The 23,114-nt window shown below is 58.7% G+C and carries 11 protein-coding genes; 8 read left to right on the plus strand and 3 right to left on the minus strand.

Features of this window, described 5'->3' with window-relative positions; all coding sequences use genetic code 11:
• Positions 1-85 precede the first annotated feature (85 nt).
• The gene (locus TBK1r_RS06835; protein WP_145208396.1) at positions 86-1,201 is read left to right on the plus strand and encodes a glycoside hydrolase family 62 protein; all 1,116 of its coding nucleotides are present in this window, start codon (positions 86-88) and stop codon (positions 1,199-1,201) included.
• Between the two features lie 320 nt (positions 1,202-1,521).
• On the opposite strand, the gene TBK1r_RS06840 is transcribed toward TBK1r_RS06835, so the two are convergent.
• Positions 1,522-2,148, minus strand: a complete 627-nt coding sequence (locus TBK1r_RS06840) for a hypothetical protein (RefSeq protein ID WP_145208399.1) — start codon at positions 2,146-2,148, stop codon at positions 1,522-1,524.
• Positions 2,149-2,517: 369 nt separating this feature from the next.
• Here TBK1r_RS06840 and TBK1r_RS06845 point away from each other — a divergent pair, with 369 nt between their 5' ends.
• Positions 2,518-6,441, plus strand: coding sequence for a hybrid sensor histidine kinase/response regulator (locus tag TBK1r_RS06845; RefSeq protein WP_145208401.1), 3,924 nt, complete (start codon positions 2,518-2,520; stop codon positions 6,439-6,441).
• Positions 6,442-6,596: 155 nt separating this feature from the next.
• Entirely contained in the window at positions 6,597-7,376 is a 780-nt protein-coding gene (locus TBK1r_RS06850; protein ID WP_145208403.1) for a hypothetical protein, read from the plus strand.
• Between the two features lie 491 nt (positions 7,377-7,867).
• On the opposite strand, the gene TBK1r_RS06855 is transcribed toward TBK1r_RS06850, so the two are convergent.
• Positions 7,868-11,890, minus strand: a complete 4,023-nt coding sequence (locus TBK1r_RS06855; RefSeq protein WP_419581054.1) for an FG-GAP-like repeat-containing protein — start codon at positions 11,888-11,890, stop codon at positions 7,868-7,870.
• A gap of 421 nt (positions 11,891-12,311) precedes the next feature.
• On the opposite strand from TBK1r_RS06855, the gene TBK1r_RS06860 reads away from it, so the two are divergent.
• Entirely contained in the window at positions 12,312-15,746 is a 3,435-nt protein-coding gene (locus tag TBK1r_RS06860; protein ID WP_145208406.1) for a DEAD/DEAH box helicase, read from the plus strand.
• Between the two features lie 245 nt (positions 15,747-15,991).
• Here TBK1r_RS06860 and TBK1r_RS06865 read toward each other — a convergent pair whose 3' ends face one another.
• Positions 15,992-16,747 carry a hypothetical protein gene (locus tag TBK1r_RS06865; protein WP_145208408.1) on the minus strand — a complete coding sequence of 252 codons (756 nt, stop codon included), beginning with the start codon at positions 16,745-16,747 and terminating at the stop codon, positions 15,992-15,994.
• A gap of 435 nt (positions 16,748-17,182) precedes the next feature.
• Between TBK1r_RS06865 and TBK1r_RS06870 the strand changes: the two genes are divergently transcribed.
• The 4 genes from TBK1r_RS06870 to TBK1r_RS06885 all read left to right on the plus strand — a co-directional run bounded on the left by TBK1r_RS06870 (position 17,183) and on the right by TBK1r_RS06885 (position 23,108).
• The gene (locus TBK1r_RS06870; RefSeq protein WP_145208410.1) at positions 17,183-17,860 is read left to right on the plus strand and encodes a sigma-70 family RNA polymerase sigma factor; all 678 of its coding nucleotides are present in this window, start codon (positions 17,183-17,185) and stop codon (positions 17,858-17,860) included.
• A 15-nt stretch (positions 17,861-17,875) separates the two neighbouring features.
• Positions 17,876-20,665: a protein kinase domain-containing protein gene (locus TBK1r_RS06875; RefSeq protein WP_145208412.1), complete on the plus strand. Its 2,790-nt coding sequence runs from the start codon at positions 17,876-17,878 to the stop codon at positions 20,663-20,665.
• Positions 20,666-20,729: 64 nt separating this feature from the next.
• On the plus strand, positions 20,730-21,797 hold the full coding sequence (locus TBK1r_RS06880; protein ID WP_145208414.1) for a hypothetical protein: 1,068 nt from the start codon (positions 20,730-20,732) through the stop codon (positions 21,795-21,797).
• Positions 21,798-22,034: 237 nt separating this feature from the next.
• Complete coding sequence (locus TBK1r_RS06885) at positions 22,035-23,108, plus strand: AraC family transcriptional regulator (protein WP_145208416.1); 1,074 nt, start codon at positions 22,035-22,037, stop codon at positions 23,106-23,108.
• Positions 23,109-23,114 lie beyond the last annotated feature (6 nt).

Raw genomic sequence — 23,114 nt, forward strand, 5'->3', positions numbered from 1 at the left:
TTCAAATTGCAATCGCTTGGTACTCGCGCCCTGCTGAGGCGGTGCGGGTGCGAGAATCTTCCTCCTAACCTTGTTGTGATCGGGTATGAAACGACGTCTCTTCTTGACCACGTTACAGTCACTCATCGCGTCCAATGTTGCGGTGCTGCTGTGCCTCACCGGTTCCCCTTCAGGTTCGGTCGCAAGTGGCCAAGAAACAGGGGACGCCGCCTTGCAACATGTGAACGATCCCGACGCCAGTGATCCCCTCGATTCGGGCGTCTTCCGTTGGCGCGTCGGACCTCCGTTTCTGCAGGTCGACGCCCAGCGTTTGCCGGCATCACCGGAGCATCCCTGGCTGGCGGTCAAAGATCCCAGCATCGTGCGTTACGCCGACCGTTGGCATTTGTTTTGCACGTTGCGGAAACGCAAATCGGGCGACGGTCGGATTCGAATCGGATACCTTTCCTTTGCCGACTGGGCCGATGCCAAGGAGGCCGACTGGAGCGTGTTGGACTTGACGATGGGCTACCACGGGGCGCCGCAGATTTTCTATTTCCAGCCGCATCGCAAGTGGTACCTGATCTATCAGGCCAGCGATGACACCCGCGGCTTGAAATACGGCCCCTGTTTTTCCACCAACGATTCGATCGATCAGCCCGACCGTTGGACGCGTCCCGAACCACTGTATGTCGTCAAAGACGGCGCCAAAGCGGGATTGGATTTTTGGGTCATCTGTGACGATGCCAAGGCACACCTGTTCTTCACGTCGCTCAACGGTCAGATGTGGCGGGCCGAAACTTCACTCGCTGATTTCCCCAATCGCGGATGGTCGGATCCCCAAGTGGTCTTGCAAGCCGACATCTTCGAAGCCAGTCACACGTACGCGATCCAAGGACGACAATTGTATTTGACGGTGGTCGAAGCCCAAGCCGGCCGCAGGCGTTATTTCAAGGGCTTCGTCAGCGACCGGTTGGACGGAACCTGGAAGCCGTTGGCGGCAAGTCAGCAAAAGCCGTTGGTCTCACCGATCAACGTGGTCAATCAAGACCAATCGTGGGCGACCTCGTACAGCCACGGCGAACTGATTCGCAGCGGCTACGACCAGCGATTAGAAGTCAACCCCGATGATTTGCAATTGTTGTTCCAAGGAGCCAACGACAAGGAGTACCAACGCGGCAATTACGGCGACATCCCCTGGCGGCTGGGAATTCTAAAGTAGCGACGCTCGCCAGAGCTGGACGTTCAGGATGGTTTGATTTGGCAGAATGACACGGGGCAGAATAATGTTCTGACCGCTCCGAAGCGCGGAGCCAAAATCCGACGGCTCCCATCACTCTGCCTTCCCCATCATTCTGCCTTCCCCATCATTCTGCCTTCCCCATCACTCTGCCTTCCCCATCACTCCGCCTTCCCCATCGTTTTGCCCCCATCGTTTTGCCACCCCGTTTCGCCGAGGCCACCGTCTGGTGACACCCACTACCGCCCATCAGCCAGTCATCGTCCGCTCGTCGCTTTCACCTAACCGCTAACCGCTAACCGCTAACCTCCAACCGCATCTTCCTGCAGCAATCGAACGACCGGCGATGTCTCGCTCGCCGACTCGGACTCTTCGAATTCCGTGATTTCCATGAACGACACACGGGCGCGATTGACGATGGCCACACTCATCTGTTGCGGGCTCTCGGGCGACTCGGCATCGATGACGCTGGCATCGGCCACCGGAAAGAAGTCGCGGTTGGCGTGCAAGAATTCTTTGACGGTTTTGTTGCTCGTCATGTGCAACCGTCCCCGCACGATCCAACGATCGATGGCCACCACGGCCTGGAACAGTTGCAGCGCACGCCGACTGCCGATCCGTTTCTCAGCAGCCTCGTGATGGTTGCCCGCGATGCCCGCAATCATGATTTCGGGTTTGCGGACCTTGACGCTGTCGACGTGGTCGATCTTCTGGCCGCGGCGAAGCAGGCTGGCGTTGGTGCATTCCATGTAACCGCTGATCGACTGGTTCATCTCGTCGGACATCCGTCGCCCGCCCAAGTCGCAATCGGCATGAATTTCAAAACCGGTCGTCAGCAGACGAATGGCCGTCGCCGGCCTCTCATCGGTCTTCCGCACCAGCGACTGGCACACACTCAAGTTTTTTAAAAGCTCAGCTACATCGTCCATCGGAGCGCTCATCCAAGTTGATTCGGTGTTCATCGGACCGCGTTGCTGATCTGACGCCAGCGCATCAGAAAAACAGCGGGTATGGCTTCAATTAGGTCATCGCTTCACCTCTCCGATCCGCAAAGCGTCAAAAATAGGGGCCAGCCTCACCGCGCCGGGCTAGCGTTTCCACCAAAATGTGAATAACCCGCAAGACAACGAGCGTGGATGCGGGGGGAGTGTCCTCCCCGACCGAGACGCATGATCTTAGTGGGGGCCACAGTCGGTTCTGGTGCGGGGGCGAGCCGGTCGACGCGACCGCTGAGGTGGTTTTGGCGGGGATTGTTCACTACAACAGGGCTTGCCCCGTCCCCGTAGGGTCGCCAGAAAATGCGTCGCTTCCTCCGACTTTTCTTGTTTTCGCTCATCGCGTCCCTGTTCGCGATCAGTGGACTTGCGCAGCAACCGGCACCGATCGCGCGACCATGGCAAGTCGTCTCGTTCTTCGATGATGCCCAGTTGGCAGAGAAGTCGGTCACGCATGCCGACGTTGCGGCCGATGGATCGGTTTGGCTCGCCGTTTCCGACGGGCTGTATCATTACGACGGGTATCGCTGGAAACGTTACACCACCGCAGACGGTCTTCCTAGCAACTACGTTCGCTGTGTGTTGGTTGCCGACGATGGCGCACTCTGGGTCGGGACTGACCGTGGCGCAGGCCGGTTTGACGGTGAAACGTTTGATGGCAGCACGCTGCAAGGTCAATTGGCCGGCCCCAGCATCCGCCGCATCGTTGAAGACAGTGACGGGTCACTGTGGTTTTGTTGCGACCAGTGGCCCAAGGGCGATGTCACCGCCGGCCTGACCCGCATGCAAGACGGACAGTTCACCACCTGGCGTCAGAGCGACGGGTTGCCCAGCAGCTACACGTCCGACTACGTCCGAGTCACCAGCGGCCAACAATTCGTCTTGACCAACCAAGGCCTTGCCGAATTCACCGACGACGGTTTCCGGCAACCGCTCAAGGATGCCGGGCTGTGGGAACAAGACACCTACATCTGGTCCATGGTCGAGAGTGCCCGACACGGATTGATCGTCTCCACCGATGATCATTTCTTTCAATTCAAAGACGGATCGTGGCGTCGCATCCCCAATCAGATCGCGGACCTGGAACAACCGAAACTGGTCGCCACCCGAGACGGCGAAGTCTTCACCTGCACGCCGGGACGGGGACCGGTGATCTATCGTTGGGTCGGCGGCGGTTGGGAGAAAACGTCTCGCCAGTTGACGGACGTCACCGGTGGCAACAATTACCTATTCGAAGACGACCAGGGTGCGGTCTGGATCGCCGGCTCGGAACGCCTGCTCCGCTGGAACCGAGGTGAACCGGAGTGGCAGCTGCATCAAGATGTCGGCGGACCGGTCCATCGAGACACACAGGGCGGAGTCTGGTTCAAACAGATTCAAGGCGGTTTGGTGCGTTGGGCTTCGGATCGACCGACGCACTACCGCGACCTTTCCGAACCGATCTACGAAGACTCCCAAGGCGTGCTCTGGTCGGCGTCCGAAAAGGGTCTTTATCGATGGGACCACGGTCGTCTCCAGCAGGTTGATCTGGCAGACCACATCAAGCCGAAGCTGCTGGGGATCGACGGCCGCGATGTGGTCTGGCTCTCAGCAACAGACACCGATCGAAACCGATTCGTGATCGGGATCGCCGGCGACCAGATGTACGTCAAAGACATTTCGCATTTTCAAGATCGGGTTCGTGTGAGTCGCTCCTATGCCGACCCGCGTTCAGGGATTTGGGCAATCCTGGGCGCGAACAACTTTCCGCCGTTTCAACTGGTGCACTGTGATCCCGAATCGATCACCCCGATTGCGCTACCGAACCGGGCTCAGATCAGTCATCCGCCGAATGTGACAGCGTTGGCCGACGGCTCGGTTTTTGTGTCGGGATTTTTTGGGCTGATGCGGACGACCGATTTAGGTGCGAACTGGACCGAAGTCCCGATGCCGTCCTCGGCCTTGGGCAAGATTCGCGTGCTCGGCGGAGAAGCGTGGGTGCAATGTCGCGGCGACTTGGGCGGTCAAGCCGCGTTGGCGCGGTTCCGCGACGGCGAGTGGGAAATAATGTTTGATCGTCAAGGCAAGATCGTCGGTCAAAACGGAAGGAAACAATTGTTCGCATCGTCACAAGGCAAAATCGAAGTGCTGACCGCGGGCGTGGAAGAACTGCCGCCGCCGATCGCCACCACGCCGTTCGAAACCCGCGTGTCAAGCGTCGTCGCGGGAGACTCCGGTGAGCTGTGGGTGGGGGTAGGCACGCGTTGCTATCGCTATCGGTCCGATGCCGATGCGCCGGAAACTGAAATCATTGACGGCGATCAAACGCTCGGTGAAGACGAAACGCTGCGGTTACGTGTCCGTGGTTTGGAACGGTTCAAACCGAAGCAACAGAATCGGTATTTCCGTGTCTCCACTCGCGTCGACGACCATGATTGGACGCCCTTTGAAACGCTCGACGAAGAGATCGTCTTTCCGACCTTGCCGCTGGGCGAACACCGCGTGCAGGTGCGGGTTCAGGATGCCGCGGGCCAAATCGATCCGACACCCGCCGTGTTCCGCTTCAGCGTTCTACCGGTGCCGCTGCAATCGAGAGCCTGGTTCAAACCAGTCGTGGCTATCGGTTTTGTGTCCATTCTCGCCTTGGCGCTGCTGGCATTCTTCAATTGGGCCAGGGTTGGAAAAATGGCTCGCGATCTGGAGCGTCAAGTCGCCCTCAAGACCAATCGAGTGGTCGCCAGCGAGCGGGAATTCCGGCTGCTGTTCGAAGACTCACAAGACGCGATTTGTTTGTTCGCCGATGATGGGACGTTGCAAAGTTGCAACGGTGCCGGGACAGAGCTGTTGGGCAAGCAAGAAAACGCGACCACTCATCTGCGGACGCTGTTTGTGGACCTAGACGAAGCGGATCGGTTTGAGACGGAGTTGCGGAAAACCAATCATCTGCGCGGCAGCCGCTTTCGAATGCAAACCCTCGATGGGAAACCGTTTGACGCGATCGTGTCGGTCAATACGCGAACCGACGCCGCCGGAAAGCAGAGCGGGCATCAAGTCATCATTCGTGACATCTCCACGCTCGTCGATCTCCAGCAACAGCTTTCGGAGACCAAGAAGATGGAAGCGGTCGGCCGCATGGCCGGTGGCATCGCACATGACTTCAACAACTTCCTGGCGGTCGTGATGTACGGCGCCGAGTTTGTCCGAATCAGTGCCAAGGGCGACCCGGCGGTGGATCAAGGCGTTCAGATGATCTTGGACGCCGCCGAACGCGGACGAAACCTGACCGGCCAGATCCAAACCTTCAGTCGCGCGTCGACGAACAAGATGGACATCGTCAAGACGGACAAGGTGCTCGAGGGAATCGAACCGCTGCTGCAAGGCGTCGTCGATTCGTCGGTCGCGGTGGAGTATCACGTCACCGAAGGACTTGACAACATTCGCGCCGATGTCAGCCAACTGGAACAGATCTTCGTCAATCTGGCGATCAACGCCTCCCACGCGATGCCCGATGGCGGAACGCTGAGCATCCATGCGTCCAACGCGGACGTTACCGAAGAACAATTGCCGGAACTGAATCTCGATGTTCCCGGTCCCTATGTCGTCATCGAAGTTGTCGACACCGGTCACGGTATGGACGCGGCGACCTGTGAACGAATCTTTGATCCTTTCTTCACGACCAAACCGCACGGCCAAGGAACCGGGCTGGGGCTGGCAATCGTCTACGGCATCGTCCGACAGTTCCGCGGCCAGATCTCGGTGGACAGCCAGCCCGGTCGCGGGACGCGGTTCAAGATCTTCCTTCCAGCCACCAAAGAACACAGTGACGAACCGGCCACCGAATCCGCCGGCCAGGATCCCACCCAAGGCAGCGAGACGATCTTGTTGGTCGAAGACGAACAGGCGATCCGTGATCTGGCGTGCCGGTCGTTGCGACATTACGGGTACCGTGTCGTCGGCGCCGTCGACGGTTTGGATGCCAAACACAAGATCGAAACCGGTGGCGAGTTTGATCTGGTGATTTCAGACGTACTGATGCCTGGAATGACCGGGACGGCGTTGTTGACGTGGCTCCGCAAGTCGCGGCCGGATATGCCGATCCTGCTGATGACCGGTCACGCCGACGGTGGCCCCGATCAGGCGATGGACCAACTCGACGTGCCCTGTTTAAAAAAGCCGTTTCTTCCGGCGGCGTTGGCCGCGCAAGTCCGTCAATTGCTCGACGGTCGGTTGGCTCCGACCTCCTCTTGAATCTTTTTTGCGAAGATTTGGTCGTCCCGATGGCGACCGTTGGTTCCATCGAAGCACCATGAATCGACGCATTCAAGGCTCCATCGTCGCTCTGACCGGGCAACGAGCGATCTATGCTTCCGCAGATGTTTGTAACGTACACCTGCGGGGTTCCCATGAGTCGTCTATCCGTCATCCTGGTCGCGTTTCTGTTCGTCGATTGCGGTCTTGCCCAGGCGCAATGGTTTGGCAATCGCTCTCGGGGGATGCGTTCCGGACGTGCCACCCGAGGACACGCCAGTGCCACCGTGCCCAACAAGTATCAGACGCCGTACCCCACCTCCACCCGTGGCATCAGCATCGGTGTGTTCAGCTATCCCGATTACAACCATCCGCGTCCCGGCGCGTTTGATCCCTACCGGTTCGACAACTACGTCTACGATCCCTATCGATTCGGCAGCTTTGAAGCACCGGATCTGTTGAACGATCCCTACTTTCGCGAGCGGCACCGATACGACAGTCATTTCCCGGGTCGGCGGAAGCCGCCGTTGGTGATGCAAACGCCGCAGGTGGAATTCGCAACTCCGTCACCGCGAAACCCGTGGCTATACAAAGGCAGCCCGGAAGCGCTGCGGCATCCGGCGTCGCGCAGTCTTTCGCCGACCGAGTCGGCCTCCCAGCGACTGATCACCAGTCTGTCGGCGATGGAAGACGGAGAAGCATGGATCGAGTTTTTGGCTCCGGACCGCGTCGACGACTTGGTTGCCCAGGGTGACACCCCCGAACTGCGAGAACTGCTTTCGCACTACGACGGGATTCTCAACAGCCCGGCGTTGAAATCCATCGCCACCGCGGCCGGATTCGAAGCGACCCGGCGGCTGCTGCAACAGCAAGTCGAATCAGCCAACGAATCAACGCATTCCCCCAGCGACCTTCTGCCGACACCCCAGATCTAAGCACCATCCGCATCGTTGGTGTCCAGGCTTCAGCCGCCCCTTCCAAACGCAAGGCGTGCCACCCCCGCGTCCGTCACACGATTGAGCAGCCACCCCACCGAAAAAGGTACAAACATTGCGGGTAGGAAGAAGTGGTGCAATCGCTATGCTCTCCGTTGACCACCAGCGAAGTGTTTCTTGTTAGCGGCAGGGCGCAAGCCCTCCGGTTCACCATCGTTACCGAAACACCGGAGGGCTCGCGTCCTACCGCTAAAAAATGCTTCAAAGCGTTGCCCGGAGCGTGTCGAATCAAATCGCGCCCGAGCCTGGGGTCGACGAAATTTCGGGCCGTGCTTCCCGGAGGTGGCACTGCGCTAACCTCCGCCGACTCGCTGGGGTAAGCCTTCCAGCACGTGGCGTAAGCCGGTGGCGGGTGGCGTCGTTGCGTTGACCACATCGGCCGGCAAGGGAAACACAAGCACCAACGTTTCAATCAAATAGGCCGGCGGCCGCTAAAACAAACTTGCGATCGCATGGTCGATCGCCCACGGCGATTCGTCGGGTTCGCCGGTTTGACGACGGAGCGGATCGATCAGCACTTGGCTCAAGGATTGCCACGAACCGTCGCCATCCTGAACGGACTCTGCTTCGGCAACGACCGCTTGACGTCCGAGATAATTGATCACCATCAAGGCGTCGATCGGACTGAGCATCGAGTCGCCGGAGACATCGTGAAAGATCGGATTTGTCTGTTGGAACACACTCGGCGATCCCAACACTAATCCGTCTTCACCCCGACGTGCGATTTCGTTGATGACATTGAGTGCGTCCAACGGTGAAACCAATGCGGAGCGATCGACGTCATAGCGATCGATCGGGTTTTGCCAAAGTGACGGTCCGCCCACGATGACGCGATCCGACCCACGAACAATCTGACGTTTGAAGACATCGTTATCCCAAACCAATGGCCCGGTGGTCCACTGCGGTCCGGCATGCAATGTTTCCCCCGCGGCGAGCGTCACCTTTGAATCCGAAGACCGACTTCCTTGAAACGGCGCCGTGTAAATCTCGACGGTTTGCGAATCAACGGTTTGTCCGGCTTCATCGACTGCAACGAGCGACAGTTCGACAACTCCGGTCTCTCCCGCACTGGAAAATTGCTGCACCGTCACAAATTGAGGATCGTTCCAGTCGTCGGTGTCGAACACCAGCGACGGACGGGACACCGACAAAAAGTCTGGGAAGTCATGATGGATCTGCACGGTGAGATCGGAATCCGGCTCCCGACTCAGATGAACCGCGAAACGAACGGATCCGTCTGCAGCATCGGTCGAGAGGGTGTGGCCGGAGGTTCCGATCACGATCTGCGGCGTGGACGCAGTTATTGGATTGCCAACAAAGACCCCCGAATCGATGACTTCTCCGTCAGGTGCCAGCCCCGTCGGTCCCAAGTCCCGCGCGGAACTAACCCGCGTCCGCAGATACGTGACTTGACCCGCCAATGTTTTTGGAATGGACACGGGGATCGAGTGCTCGGCGACACTTTCCCAAGGACGAAGTTCCAGCCAATGACCGCGCACGATGTGCTCGCCCGGATCGTCCCAGTCACCATCGCGATTGAAATCCAACCATGCGTTGACGAACCCACCTTCGCCCCGAATCGGTATGGCCAATTGACTGAACTCGCCGGCGACAAAATCAGTCTGAATGACATATCCATCGTTGATTTCCTCCGACGAAGCGAACCGGTTGGGCATCGCATCGTCATCGGGGTCGACCTGGACTGACATACGCGGCCCACCCGACAGATGCCGGGCGCCATCATCAGCCAATCGACTCGGATAGCTGGAAAGAAAATCACTTTGAAAATCAGCGGGGGCGTCCCCGAAATCCATCAATCCCCACTCGATGACCTCGACCGAGTAATCTTCGACTTCGCCGTCGAGCGCCATGCCATCGACACCGACGCTTGCTTCGTCACTCAATCGAATGCGTGCCCAAGTTTTCCCCAACACCGCGTCGACGGGAACATCATATTCAAAGAGTTGCCGATCGAACCCACTGGCGGGCACCCCGTCGACAATCTGTTCCGAGTCGGACCAGATTCCATCGTGATCGAAGTCGACCCAGGCATTGACAAACAACTCGACGCCATCAGCGCCGCGAACATCGACATCGAAGTAATTCACGTTGCCACGAATAAGCCACGGAGACGTTTTCAGTGAACTGCCGTCGTCGCTCGATCGTCCCCATCGCACGTTGATACCCGACGCAAGATGAATCATGTCGTGTCGACCATCGTCATTGAGGTCGCCCCGTGCCGCGGACTTTAACGCCAGCGAGCGACCAGCGTTGCGCACCTCGTCCGCGATGATCGCACCTTGCAACGTGTAGACGAAGAGCGTGCTCCGATCGCCTTCGATCAAGACCTCGTCAACTCCATCTCCGCTCGAATCGCCCGCACTGAGTCGTACGGCATAACCATCCAGATCCAGTTCAACGAGTTCATATCCCCCCGCCCCGTCACTCACGTAAACCTCTTGGGGAGCATTGTAGACACCGCGACTGACAACGACGTCGGCGATGCCATCGCCGTTCAGATTCACGGCAAGAAATCGGCGTATCTGTTCAGGTGAATCGATCGTGAACAGATTTTCGGTCGTCGCGGACGATCCATTCGTCCCCAGTTCCGTGCTTCGTACGACGCCGTCGGCGTGGACGCTCAACAATCGACCGTCCAGCAAGCGATCGGAGGCGAACAGCGTCCGCGATGGGACGACCGTTTGATCAGAATCGTAGACGTAATCACCGCCTCCATCTCCACGCCAGACCTGCCAGCGGGCATCGCCGGCCAATTCGGTGATCGCCACCACGTCCACGTTGCCGTCGCCTGTAACGTCATCGAGAACAAATCCGTCAAGCGTCGCGCCGGCCTGGAAAACCAAATGCTCGGGCAGAGCAAACGTACCATCTCCGAGTCCAGCCATCCGCACCATCGACGCCGTTCCGTCTTCGGGGACGCCGAGCAGATCCACGAAACCGTCATGATTGTCATCCGTTGCCAGCACATGACCGATTGCCAGGCTGCCGGGCAGATCGTGTCGAATCACATCGATCTGACCGCGGTCTTCCAAACCACGCGCCCCCATGATCATTGAAAAATGATCGGTACGCCGATGAAAATAGGCGACGTCGTCAATGCCATCACGGTCAAAATCTGCGACGACATGGGAAATCGGCGACGGACTGTCGAACAACGTCACGTTGCGAAGCTGAGAAAAAGAAAGGGAGTCATCGACGTCCAACACGCTGGCAACCGTCGAGTGCTGGATCAACACGTCGTCAATCGAATCGCCGTTCATGTCGGCCAGTCGCAGGCTCGATCCGTCCGGAATACTGATCGTGTCCAATCGACTCACCGACGATTCATCGACGATCTGAAGCAATTCGATCCACTTGCTGGGAAAGTCGTAGGTGTTTTGCATCATGACGTAGACCAGCGGCCCGCCATCGGTCTCCGCCTCTGACACCGCCAGATCGACGACGTAGTCCGGCATCGCAATCGTTTCGAGCCGATAGCCGAACGATTCTTTGTACCAGACGCTGATCTGCCTGTGATAATCGGATGTCATTAGATCGGTCGCGCCGTCGCCATTGAAATCCGCCGCAGCAATCGCAAGAAAACTCCGGTTACCGTCGATACCGACCAGCGTTTCAAGACCACCAAATGTGCCGTCCCCGTTTCCGTGTTGAACCCAAACCTGATCGCTGTCGCCGAACACGAAAACGAGGTCATCCTTGGCGTCATCGTCGACATCCCCCAAGTGAAAATGTCGTACATATGAATCGTTGGTTTGCAACGTTTGCTGCGGCACCAGCGTTCCGCTGCCCGTTCCCAACAACACCCGCGTCTCGCTATGCCTCTGGTTTGACACAAACACAAAATCGGCAATCCCGTCGTCATTCAGGTCGGAACTCGCAGCCATGTCGGCACTGAAACGAAGCTCACCCGATTGATAGAGAATGCGGTCAAATCCTTGCTGAACGTCAAACTCCAACACAAAGACGCTATCTAGACAAGCGAAGACCACTTCCGATGCAGCATCGCCATTGGTGTCGGCCAAGGAAAAGTCTTCATTGACACACGTACTTAACGGTGAGAGATCGACGAGATTCGTATACATCCGCGGCCCCAGCGAACCGTCCGGTTGCTGCAGCCGAGTCATCAATGTGGTGTACGACAGGCTGACAATGTCCGAGCGGCCGTCTCCATCGATGTCTGCGACGCGTGTGCTGCGTGCCGCCGCCCCCAATGAAAACTCGCCGTGCTCCCTGTCGACGTTGAAAAGTTGATCCAGCATCCGGTCCTGGGTCGGGACCACGTTTCCACCGACCTGGCCAAGCGTCGCGTCGACGCGAACGTGCGCGGCGACTTGATCCAGAGGCGCCCAACCGAAGTCAACCGGGGCGACGTCGCCGGCGAGCAGGCGACGTTCTTCGAGGGGTTGAAGGCGCCGCGGCGAACGTTTTTTCATCGAGAAGAGAGGAGAGTGGTGACGCGGGGCGAGATGGCGTGGGAGATTGAGCATAACTGGTGAGAACGCCGGTCGCAATCAACGGCGACTGCGTTGCCTGACGTCAAAGCCCCGCGTCCCGCTGGGACGTCCCAGCACGTCCCTCAGTCAGTGTCGCGTGGTCCGCGACATGGCGTGATGCCCGACCGCTGACGAGAATCGGCTGATATCAATCGCGGGATCGGGCGTTTGACACAGTGGCGGATCGGATGCGGCGCGTCAAAACGACGCGACGCTCGCTGACGCGTCCCGCTGGGCCGCAGGATTCTCCATGCGTCGCGGATTTTGGGGTCGCTCGTTTTCACCACAGCTCTACAATTGGCGGCACGATTGACCATCCCATGATGACTTGAATCTGCCCCCGATTGGATTGGGTAACAACATGAAGTTGACAGCGGCCACAACGGACGAATTTCATTCCGGTGACCGTCGCCGCGGCGACACGGTGGAGATGATCGGAAAGGTTCGCTTGTTGGAAGTCGGAAAACTGGGGCTGCGGGCCGAAGTCGAGGGATCGATGGGCGACGCCTACGAGGTCCTTCTCGATTTCGCTGAACTCTTCGATTCCTCACTGGGCGTCTCGTGTAACTGTCCAAGGTTCTGCGACGGGTTCAATTGCAAACACCTTTGGGCGACGATCGCCAAGTTCGACTTACTCTACCCCAGCCCGCTGGTCGACACCGATACGCTTGACCTGTACGAGGTCGACGACGTGGTGACCGGGCACCCGATCACGCCGAGAGTCACCACAGGCCCATCGGGGGCGGCGCGTTCGAACAAGCCAGCGTCCGATTCGAAACCCCACACGCCACGCAAAACCCAGCCACCTTCCTGGAAGTCACAACTGGTCGGTATCGCGAGTTCGATGACCGCTGCGTCGGGTCCATCCCCGCTGGGATTGCCCCACGAACATCAGCCCGATTCCATTGCGAAAGCACAACACTGGTTTGTGTTCTCCACCTCCGATCCTGCCAACAGCGATACACTGCGCGTCACCGCGATGCGAAGCGAGCGCAAGATCGACGGTGATTGGGGGCGGCCCAGTGGTGTCGAACTGTTTGCCACGGACATCGCAAAACTGAGCGACCCGACCGAGCGGCACGCGCTGGCCATGCTCGAACCGCGACAGGAAGCCAACACGCATCGCTTCTATGGAGCGTATCGGCAATGCAACCGGCAGTTTTCGGTCAAGCCACTGTTGGTGCGGGAATCGCTCGAAGCCTTACATGCCACCGGACGGCTGGCCTGGAAACTGGGCGATTCGAAACAGCATTTTGAAGACGCCCGCCCGGTCGACCACCTTTCGGTCGCGACGCCGACGACGCTGCGATTGCGAGTCTCACCCGATCCGGAAAAATCGTCCCAGTTAATCGTCGCGGCCGAACTGGTCGTCCCCGACGCCGAGGTCTGCTCGATCGAGCAACTGATGTGGTCGTCGACGATCGGTTGTGCGCTGCTGCAAATCGACTCCAAGCCGACGGCGGTTGATGACGACGCGGAATCCAGTGATCCGCAAGAGACGCTCCGTACCCGCCTGGTCCGGATCACACCGAGCGATTGTCGTCGGATTCGGGCGTGGCAACAAACGCCTTCGATCCGCGTGCCGCGCAAGAGTTTAAAAAGCCTGTTGGTCGAGCTGTCATCGCACCACGACGACGTTGATCTGGTCTTGGACGATTCTCTGGAGATCCCAAAGCGCATCGATGAGCCGTCGGCGCACTGCTTGCTCGATCAGCGAGAACCCAAGTCGCCCGACTTCACCGTTTCGATGTCCGTCCGGTATCCGAATCGAGACCTGGCGTTCGACTGCACGTCACAGTGGTGGTTCGACGCGGATGCCGGTGTCGTGCAGCTTCGCAATTGGGACGCCGAACGGAACTGGTTGTCAAAGCTGGACCACGACGTGCTGGACTTTTCAATCGATCGCTATTCGTCCAATGTGCGTCTGGCTCCCGATCGATTCTTGACGGTCGTCGAATCCCTGCGTGCATCGGGCTGGAACGTGACGGCCAACGGCGCGCCGCTTCGCATCGCATCCGACTTTGACATCCAAGTCACCAGCGGGGTCGACTGGTTTGACTTGGACGCGGAAGTGAGCTTCGACAGCGTCAACGCTTCGCTGCCCAAGTTGTTGGCGGCGTTACAGAAAGGCGATGCCACCATCCAACTGGATGACGGCACGGTCGGCATGTTGCCAAAGGACTGGTTGTCGAAGTTTGTCGGCATTCGGGAATCGGGAAAAGAACATGACGGTTCGATCCGCTTCCACCGATCTCAAGGCTTGTTGCTGGACCTGCTGTTGGAGGAACAGGGCGAGGTCAAACGCGACCGCGACTTTTCTAAATTCTTGCGTCAAGTGAAATCGTTCGACGGCATCAAACCGGCCGACCCACCGAAGACCTTTACGGGCCAGCTGAGGGATTATCAGCGGAGCGGATTGGGTTGGTTGCGGTTTCTGCAAAAATTCGGCTTCGGCGGATGCCTGGCCGACGACATGGGGCTGGGGAAAACGATTCAAGTGCTGGCGTTGCTCGATGCGCGTCGTAAACGACGTGTGCCCCAGGGACAGACGCGAAAACCGTCGATCGTCGTGGTTCCCAAAAGTCTGGTGTTCAATTGGCTGGAGGAGGCATCGAAATTCGCGCCCAAGTTGCGCGTCCGCAATCACACCGGGACCGAACGAAAACTCAATTGGGACGCCTTGGCCGAGTCACCCGATTCGATCGATGTCCTACTGACCACCTACGGGACGATGCGTCTGGACGCACCCCTGTTGGCTCAGCTGCAATTCGACTACGCCATCCTGGACGAGGCCCAAGCGATCAAGAACCCCAAAAGTCTGGTCGCCCGGGCGGCGCGTTTGCTGCCTGCCGAACACCGCTTGGCGATGACCGGGACGCCGATCGAAAACCACTTGGGTGACCTGTGGTCGTTGTTCGATTTTCTGAATCCGGGAATGCTTTCCAACGCGAAATCGTCGTGGGGTCAGCTGCCTGACTTGGAAGACCAAGCCCAACGCCAGCATGTTGAACGTTTGGGCAAGTCGCTGCAGCCGTTTATTCTGCGACGCACCAAGTCGGAAGTCTTGACGGAGTTGCCGGAGAAGGTCGAGCAGACCTTGGCGTGCTCGATCGACAAGAAACAACGTAAACTCTACGACGAACTGCGGGAGCACTATCGCGTCCACCTGAGCAACAAAGTGAAGGAACTCGGTTTGAAGAAGGCCAAGATCCATGTGCTCGAAGCATTGTTGCGTTTGCGTCAAGCCGCTTGTGATCCGCGGTTGATCCATCCCGACTGTGGTGTACGGGGCGGCAAAATCGAGGAGCTGCTGGAACGACTGGACGAACTGCATCGCGAAGGCCGCAAGGCATTGGTGTTCTCGCAATTCACTTCGTTGCTGGGGCTGTTGAAACAAGACTTGGATCAACGGGGCTGGAACTATGAATACCTGGACGGCAAAACCCGCAAACGCGCCGAGAAGGTGCGACGATTCCAGAACGATCCCGAATGCCAACTGTTCTTGATCAGTCTGAAGGCCGGCGGCAACGGGCTCAACCTGACGGCGGCCGAGTACGTGTTCATCTTGGATCCCTGGTGGAACCCGGCCGTGGAAGCCCAGGCGATCGACCGTGCCCATCGCATGGGACAGACCCAGAGCGTGAATGCCTATCGAATGATCTGCAGCGAGACGGTGGAAGAAAAGATCGTCGAGTTGCAGAAGTCCAAACGCAACCTGGCAGATGCCATCGTCAGCCAAAATAAATCGCTGATCGGACAACTGACGGCCCAGGATCTACAAGACTTGCTGGGCTGATCGGAGGCGATCGGGCGGTCGGTCGAGGGGCCGGTACAGCGCCCCGTCACACGGTCTTGGGGCGTTTGGAAACGGTGTAGAGAGGGCAGAAAGATTGGGTGGGAGCGTGGGGAGGTGGGCGACAAGAAAAGGGGTGACAAGAAAATAGGGGGTGCGGGCGGACGTGATGCCCGTGTCATGGACATCGCCAGTGTCTGGACACTACGTCTGGACACCAGCGTCTTTTCCACGCTTGTGATTTCCGCTCAATCGTCTGCGTGGTCGATTCGCAGGATCTTGTCGCCGTCGGGGAGAACCATTTCATCCTGTTCCATCGGGTTCCCCTCGGCGTCGAACAACGCTTCGATGCCTTCGGGAGCGCCGATCTGGTGGGTGGATTCATAATTCCCTTCGCCGGCGTGTTGGCTAAGGCTTTCCATCACGCGTCGGATGAATTGAGGACTGTCATGGGGGCCTTGGATGTAACACGGTTTTCCATTGCGACCAAACCGAAAGGTCTGTTCACATTGGGATTCGTCGACGTCGTGCCAAATTCGGCTGGTGCGTTCATAGTCCCCCAAAGGATCGAGACCGAACTGGGCCGCCCACTGGACCGCATCGGTGACAAGTTTTTTGGCCACGCTGGGATCACACTTGATCAGTTTTGAGCGCGATCGCAAACGATCTAAATGGTCGGAGAACTGTGCGGGCGTCACCAATCGGGCAAACGCGTCCTTGACGCCCAAGCAAGCCTTGTCGACGAGAAAACAGGCGAACACGACTCGGCCGTCGGGAATCGGGCGGGTGACCAGAACCGCTCCGATCGCCCCGTCATCTTCGGTGTCGTCCATCAGCGATGCGTAGGCATAGCAGCGGTCGATCGGCAGTCGCATCGACGCAGCGATCTGGCCGGCGACCGATCTCAACGCGTTTTTCTCCGCCGCCAAACGCTTCCGTTTCGCAATTTCTTTGCTGCGTTTTTTCGCCAATTTTTTTTGACGACTCTGTTCCGTTTTTGCCATCGTCGGATCTCCGTAAGGGCCATGACACGTCGTTTACGACCGGAAGTACACCGCTCAATTTCGAATTTGACCACCGCAGTTGCCGGATTGTCCAGCCCGGTGGGAATGCATCGGATCAGACGCATTTCACTGTCTGGAATTCCGCTGTCTGGGAGGGATTCCAACGACCCGATGGAACTGTCCAAATGCCACCGTCGTCAAATTGCGTCCTATCTTCTGCATAGCGTGGGTTTCTCGGCGGCGATTGTTAGAGTATCAGAGTTTTCCTGACACTCGTACCGATCCAAAATCGAGCGGAAGATCATTACACCTATCCGTCGCTCCCGTGGCCAGATGGTGACGCGACGACGCTAAACGGGCGGTTGCGAGGACAGCAAAGTGATGTCGCAACGAACAGACGGTGGCCTCGCGCGAACGGACATTCCTAGAAAAAGCATGACCAGCATTTCTATCGACCCAGCCAATACGACCGAAATCGATGTCTCGCAGTTGCTGAGCGCAGCCCGTCAGGATGCAGCCCAACAGGATGCCGACGCCGCTGACGCCGAGGCACTCGGGCAATTGTTGCAGCTGTACCGCAACTACCTGACAATCTTAGCGACCACGCAACTTGACCGCCGGTTGCGGCGGCGGATGAGTCCGTCCGATCTGGTCCAGGACACGATGCTGGCAGCCCATCGCGATTTCCGGTCCTTTCGAGGGCGCAGCGAGCCGGAGCTGTTGTGTTGGCTCAGGCAAATCTTGGTGAACTGTCTGCGTGATGCCATCGACATGCATTTGAACGCTCAAAAACGCGACATGCGGCGCGAAGTGTCGATTGAACAGGTCGGCGCCACGCTGGACAAAAGTGCCTGTCATCTGGCCAACGTGCTGGCCGATCGCGGCCCCTCGCCGAGCGAGCCGGCCAGGCGGCGTGAGCGTGCGGTCGAGCTGGCCGATCAACTGGCCAAGCTTCGCCCGGAGTACCGCGACGTGATCGTGTTGCGCAATTTGCAAGGCCTCTCGTTCAACGAGATCGCCGACCGGCTGGATCGTCGCCCCGGCACGGTTCGCATGCTGTGGTTGCGGGCGATGGACAAGTTCAAACAGACCTACGACGATCCCCGAGCGTAACGACCGAACGACGTGTTGGACTATTCTTCGATTTCCGATTTAAGCGTCGAACCTTCGGCAACACGGCACCTGTCCGATGCCCAAAAGGATCGGATGACGCTATTGCTGGACCGTTACCTGTCGGCATTGGAACAAGGCGTTCCGCCGCTACTGGAGGATCTGGCGGTCGACGATCCGGAGCTGGTTCATCCGCTGCGATGCTACATCAATGGGCTGGAAGATCTGCATCAGATCGCAGCCGGGTTCACGCCGCAATCCGATGCCGATCGCGACGACGGTTCCGACGGAGGTTGCGACGACGAACGCCTGTTGGGCGACTTTCGATTGCTGGAGGAAGTCGGCCGCGGTGGCATGGGAGTGGTCTATCGCGCGCGACAGTTGTCGTTGGATCGAACCGTCGCGATCAAACTGTTGCCGTTTGCCGCCGTCTTGGACGCTCGTCAAATTGCCCGCTTTAAAAACGAAGCGCACGCGGCGGCGCAGCTGAATCATCCCCACATCGTACCGGTCTACACCGTCGGCGTTCAGCGTGGTGTCCACTACTACGCGATGCAGTACATCGAGGGACGTTCGCTCGATGCGGTGATCGCAGAACAAACCGACCGTGGGCAGATACCCGATATCGCGGTCACGTTGCAACGGGCGATCGACGTCGCCCATGCACTGCACGCCGCCCACGAGTTTGGCGTCGTGCATCGGGATGTGAAACCGTCCAACTTGATCTTGGACAACGACGACAAGATCTGGGTGACCGATTTCGGCTTGGCACGTTGTCAGACCGACGCCAGCATGACCAAGACGGGTGACATCGTCGGAACGATGAAGTACATGAGTCCCGAACAGGCTCGTGGCGAATCTGCGATCATCGACGGGCGCACCGACGTCTATTCGTTGGGTGCGACGGTGTACGAGATGCTGTGCTTGCGTCCGGCGCATGATGGCAACGACACGCCGGCCGTGCTGCGTCAAATCGGTGAACGCTCGCCCGCCCCGCTGCGGACGATGCGCAACGACATTCCCAGGGACCTGGAAACCGTCGTTGCCAAAGCGATGTCCAAATCGCGTGACAACCGTTACGAAACCGCGTTGCGATTCGCCGAAGACATGCAGCGTGTGTTGCGTGGCGAACCCACCGTCGCACGACCGCCGACAATGATCGACCGGTTGTCGCATTGGGCACACGCCCATCGCAACATGGTCGCCACGACGTTTGTATTCGGGCTGGTTGTCGTCCTCGGACTCTCGGTCAGCATTGCGATGGTTGCCGCGGCGAAACAGGAATCCGACGCCAACGCGCTGCTGGCCAAACGCAGCGACGCGCTCGCCCGCGCGACGGTCGATCGCCTGGGCGCGCAAATGGCCGAACTGTTGTCCGAGATCCCGTCGGCCAGTGCCGTGCGCCAACAGTTGCTCCGCGAGACGCTGGCCTATTACCAAGCTTTCGCCAACCAGGCCGACGACGATGTCAGCTTAACCAGAGACTTGGCGATCACCTACGGCAAGATCGGATCGTTGCAAAACGAAATCGGCTCACCCGGCGAAGCGATCGATTCACTACACGAGTCGCTGCGGTTGTTTCAGCAGCTGTCGGTCAGCGACCAAGACAGTCGGTCGATCAATCACCAGCTGGCGACCAGCGAAAACAATTTGGCGTTGGCGTTGGAACGCGCCGGCCAATACCGAGATGCCCAATGGCACTACGAATCTGCAATCCAGCGCTGGCAATCGCTCGCCGACGACGACGCCCAGGACGTGGAAATCCGCGCGGGATTGGCGATGTCGCTCAGCAACTTTGCGTTGCTGTTGAGCAAGACCGATCGCCCGGACCAAGCCGAGACGATGTTTCAACGCAGTGTGAAGATCGCGGAAGTCGAACCGCAGAATGACGTCCTCGTCAAGCAACTTGCATCGACTTACCAGAATCTCAGCGGATTGTTGGCCGAACGCAATCCGCAGCGGGCGGTCGGCTATGCCCGCGCCGCCCTGGAGCATCAGATGCAGGAACTGTCCGACGACCACGCAACCTCCAAAGCGGCCAGCCGTGTCGCGTTGACGATGAACAGTTTAGGTGCGGCCCAATCGGCGGGCGGGAATCTCGACGCCGCGATCGAATCCTACCGCCAAGCCGCTCAGATCCAACAACAATTGATCGATCGCTGGCCGGACGAATTGACCTACCAACGCGACTTGGCCGTCACGCAGAACAACCTCGGCATGGCATTGGCCTCGCAAGACCAATTCGACGCGGCGAGGCGGGCCTTTGACCATGCATTGAAGTACCAAATCAACTTGACCGACGTGTTCGACGATGACGCGGAACTGCAAAGTACACTGGGCGGAATCTATAACAACCACGCCTTCGTGTTGGAGCAATTGGGGCGCCAGCATCAAGCACTGGATTCCTATCGACTGGCGGTCGAGCATCAACACTTGGCCCATTTGGCGGCCCCCGAAGTCCCGCGCTATCGCGACTACCTGAGCAAGCACTTTTTCAACTGCGGCAGGCTGTTGCGGGAGAGCCGAAACTTCCGCGAAGCGATCGAGTTCGCGCTCCGTCGACGCCAATTGTGGATTGACGACGGTGAACGCCTGGCCGGTGTCGTCGAAGAACTATTGACGACCGCGTTACTGATCGATCGCACGGGTGCCACGCCGGAGAGCCAAGTGTCGAAGTCCGATTGTGTCGAGTATGCCAACGAAACGCTACAGATGGCGACCCAGACAGGCTATCGAGACGACACCGACTTGTTCGATCGTCCAGAGTTCGCGGAATTGCTGCAAAAGCATCCACTCGACGAAACCTGACAAACTAATCTTCAACGCGGTTTCTCGTTCAACCGATCCAGACGCCCCCATGAGACACGACTCCGTGAACCGTTCCCCACGCCCCCGCCGCGACGCCGCCCGTCGAACCCTGCGTTTCAAGGTCGAAAGACTGGAGTGCCGGACGATGCTGGCTGGTGATGTCGATTTGGGTCTTGCGTTGGACGTCGAAACGGACGATGCAGGCCACGTGCCCGCGGCGGAGGTCGCTACGCCGCGAACGGGGGCGACAGCTTCGCCAACCGCGCCGGCGATTCGTCTGGAGTCCATCCGGCCGACATCGCCTGATCCCCTGGCTCGAACCGCGAATCGTCAATCGACCAACGCCCCGGCTGATGAACTGCCGCAAGAACCGTCGGACAAAAAACGCAAGACCGGCCCGTCGGTCCCATCGACCGACGACGCGTCACCGTCGGACAAGCCGCTGACCGATGACGAGGGAGGCATGATCGCGGTACGAAGCCCTGAAATACCCTCCGATCACGCCGACGAACTGGCCAGTTTTGATTTCACCGCCGATCTGGGAATGCAGTTCCTGACCGTCGATTCCGACATGAGCGATGTTCAGCGGACGCCTGCGGTTTCGCCGGCAACCCTTCGATCAACGAACCTGTCGCAATCCGCCGTCACGGCATCGACGCCGCCAAACATTCAATCTGGGCCCCCGCTGGCGGACACCCCGATTCAGCCGCTGGTTGAAAACCCGGTGAAGCCGCTGGTCGAGAATCCGGTGCGGTCGCCCGCCGCCTCCGGCAGTGACCATGGTGGCATGATCCGCGTCTACAGCACCGCGCTTCCCACGTTGGGACCAACGGCATTGTCGTCCAAGATTCGAATCGAACTTGCGCCCAGCACGGGGCACTATCGGAACTTTCGAATCGCCGAAACACCGGGGCTGGATTCAGAGCGTGATTCTGAACGCTCGGCAACCTTGGTCAGCCGGTGGACGCAGGGCGATTCGGTCGACAAGAATCGAATCAAACGAAAATCCGTCGGTGTCCGTGGATTTCCTCGTTCTGTCACGAACACGCCCTCGGTGGTCTCGGGAAGTGCCCTGTTGAGTGGCGAAATCGCCGGTCGCAGCGAACCGGCAAACGCCGCGCGTTCGCAGTAGCCTTGACGTGGGATCGTCTTCCAGCTGATCCATCTGACACATGTTTTCCGCTCGATCCTGACGGGTGCGTGATCTTTTCTTAAAAAACTGTGCCCATGCCGTGACACTCGCACCGGGGTTTCCGCCTGGAACCCCATCGGCAGCGTCTTGTTTGGCGCTACCGCATCAGGTCCCAGTGGTATTGGATTGACATCTCATTTGCGTCTCTCGGTACCCGCAACAGCGGACCCTACGCCAATGAACGGTCGTCTGATGAACCCCTTGGAATCCGATCCGGTCACGGAACTCTTGTCGAAGCTGTACCTGCCCCGCTGGCAGGCCGCATATTGGCATCTGCCGACTCGCTGGGGCCTGGAAGTCCCCGCCGGCGTCGTCAGCATGTACGTCATCACGCGTGGCGGAGGCTGGTTCGTGCCCGGTGGCAACGGTACCAGCGGCAACATTGCAAGTGGCAGCGGGTTGGCAGGCAGCGGCTTGGCAGGCAGCGGCTTGGCAGGCAGCGGCTTGAGCGGCAGGACGTCCGACGCGACGGCTGCCAAACCGATCCGCGTCATCGCCGGTGACCACCTGATTACCACCGATGGCGGTCGACACCAATTGGTGAGGGAACTTGGCAGCGACACCGAACCTGTCGCCGAACGTCTGTCCGATTGCATCTGGCCGATCTTGCCGGGTCCACACGATTCGACCACCGTGCTGTATGGACAATTTGAATTGACGGGGCTGTCGATCAACCCCTTGGCGATCGGATTGCCGCCCCTGATCCACCTCAATCATCGCCGCGACCGTGAATTGAAAACGTGCCTTCCGCTACTGGATCTAACGCACCAGGTGATCCGCGATGCGGCGCCGGGTTGGCAGTTGACGGTCCGCAAGTTGTCCGAGCTGGTTTTGATTCAAACCATCGCGACCCAGCTGCATCGCAACACTCAGTCAGTCGACCAAATCGATCAATCGGGATTGCTGCGGGCGATGACCGACACCGTCATCGGTCCGGTGCTGAAGACGATGATCGAAACCCCCGAATCCCCCTGGACCGTCCCCACGATGGCTCAGCGGGCTAGGGTTTCCAAGTCCGCGTTTTCCGACCGATTTCGCAATCTTCTCGGTCGCGCGCCGCTGCAATACTTGACCGAGTTGCGGATGCAAAAAGCGCGTCGTTTGCTACGCGAAACCGACGTCGAAATTTCACACATCGCCACCCAAGTCGGCTACGAGTCTCCGTCATCGTTCAGCAGCGTGTTCAAACGATGGAACGATTGTTCTCCGGCCGAATTTCGACGCTCACGGTCTCTGGTCAAAACCGGATAGCGGCTT

The sequence above is a fragment of the Stieleria magnilauensis genome (genome assembly GCA_007753675.1).
Classification (GTDB): domain Bacteria; phylum Planctomycetota; class Planctomycetia; order Pirellulales; family Pirellulaceae; genus Stieleria; species Stieleria magnilauensis.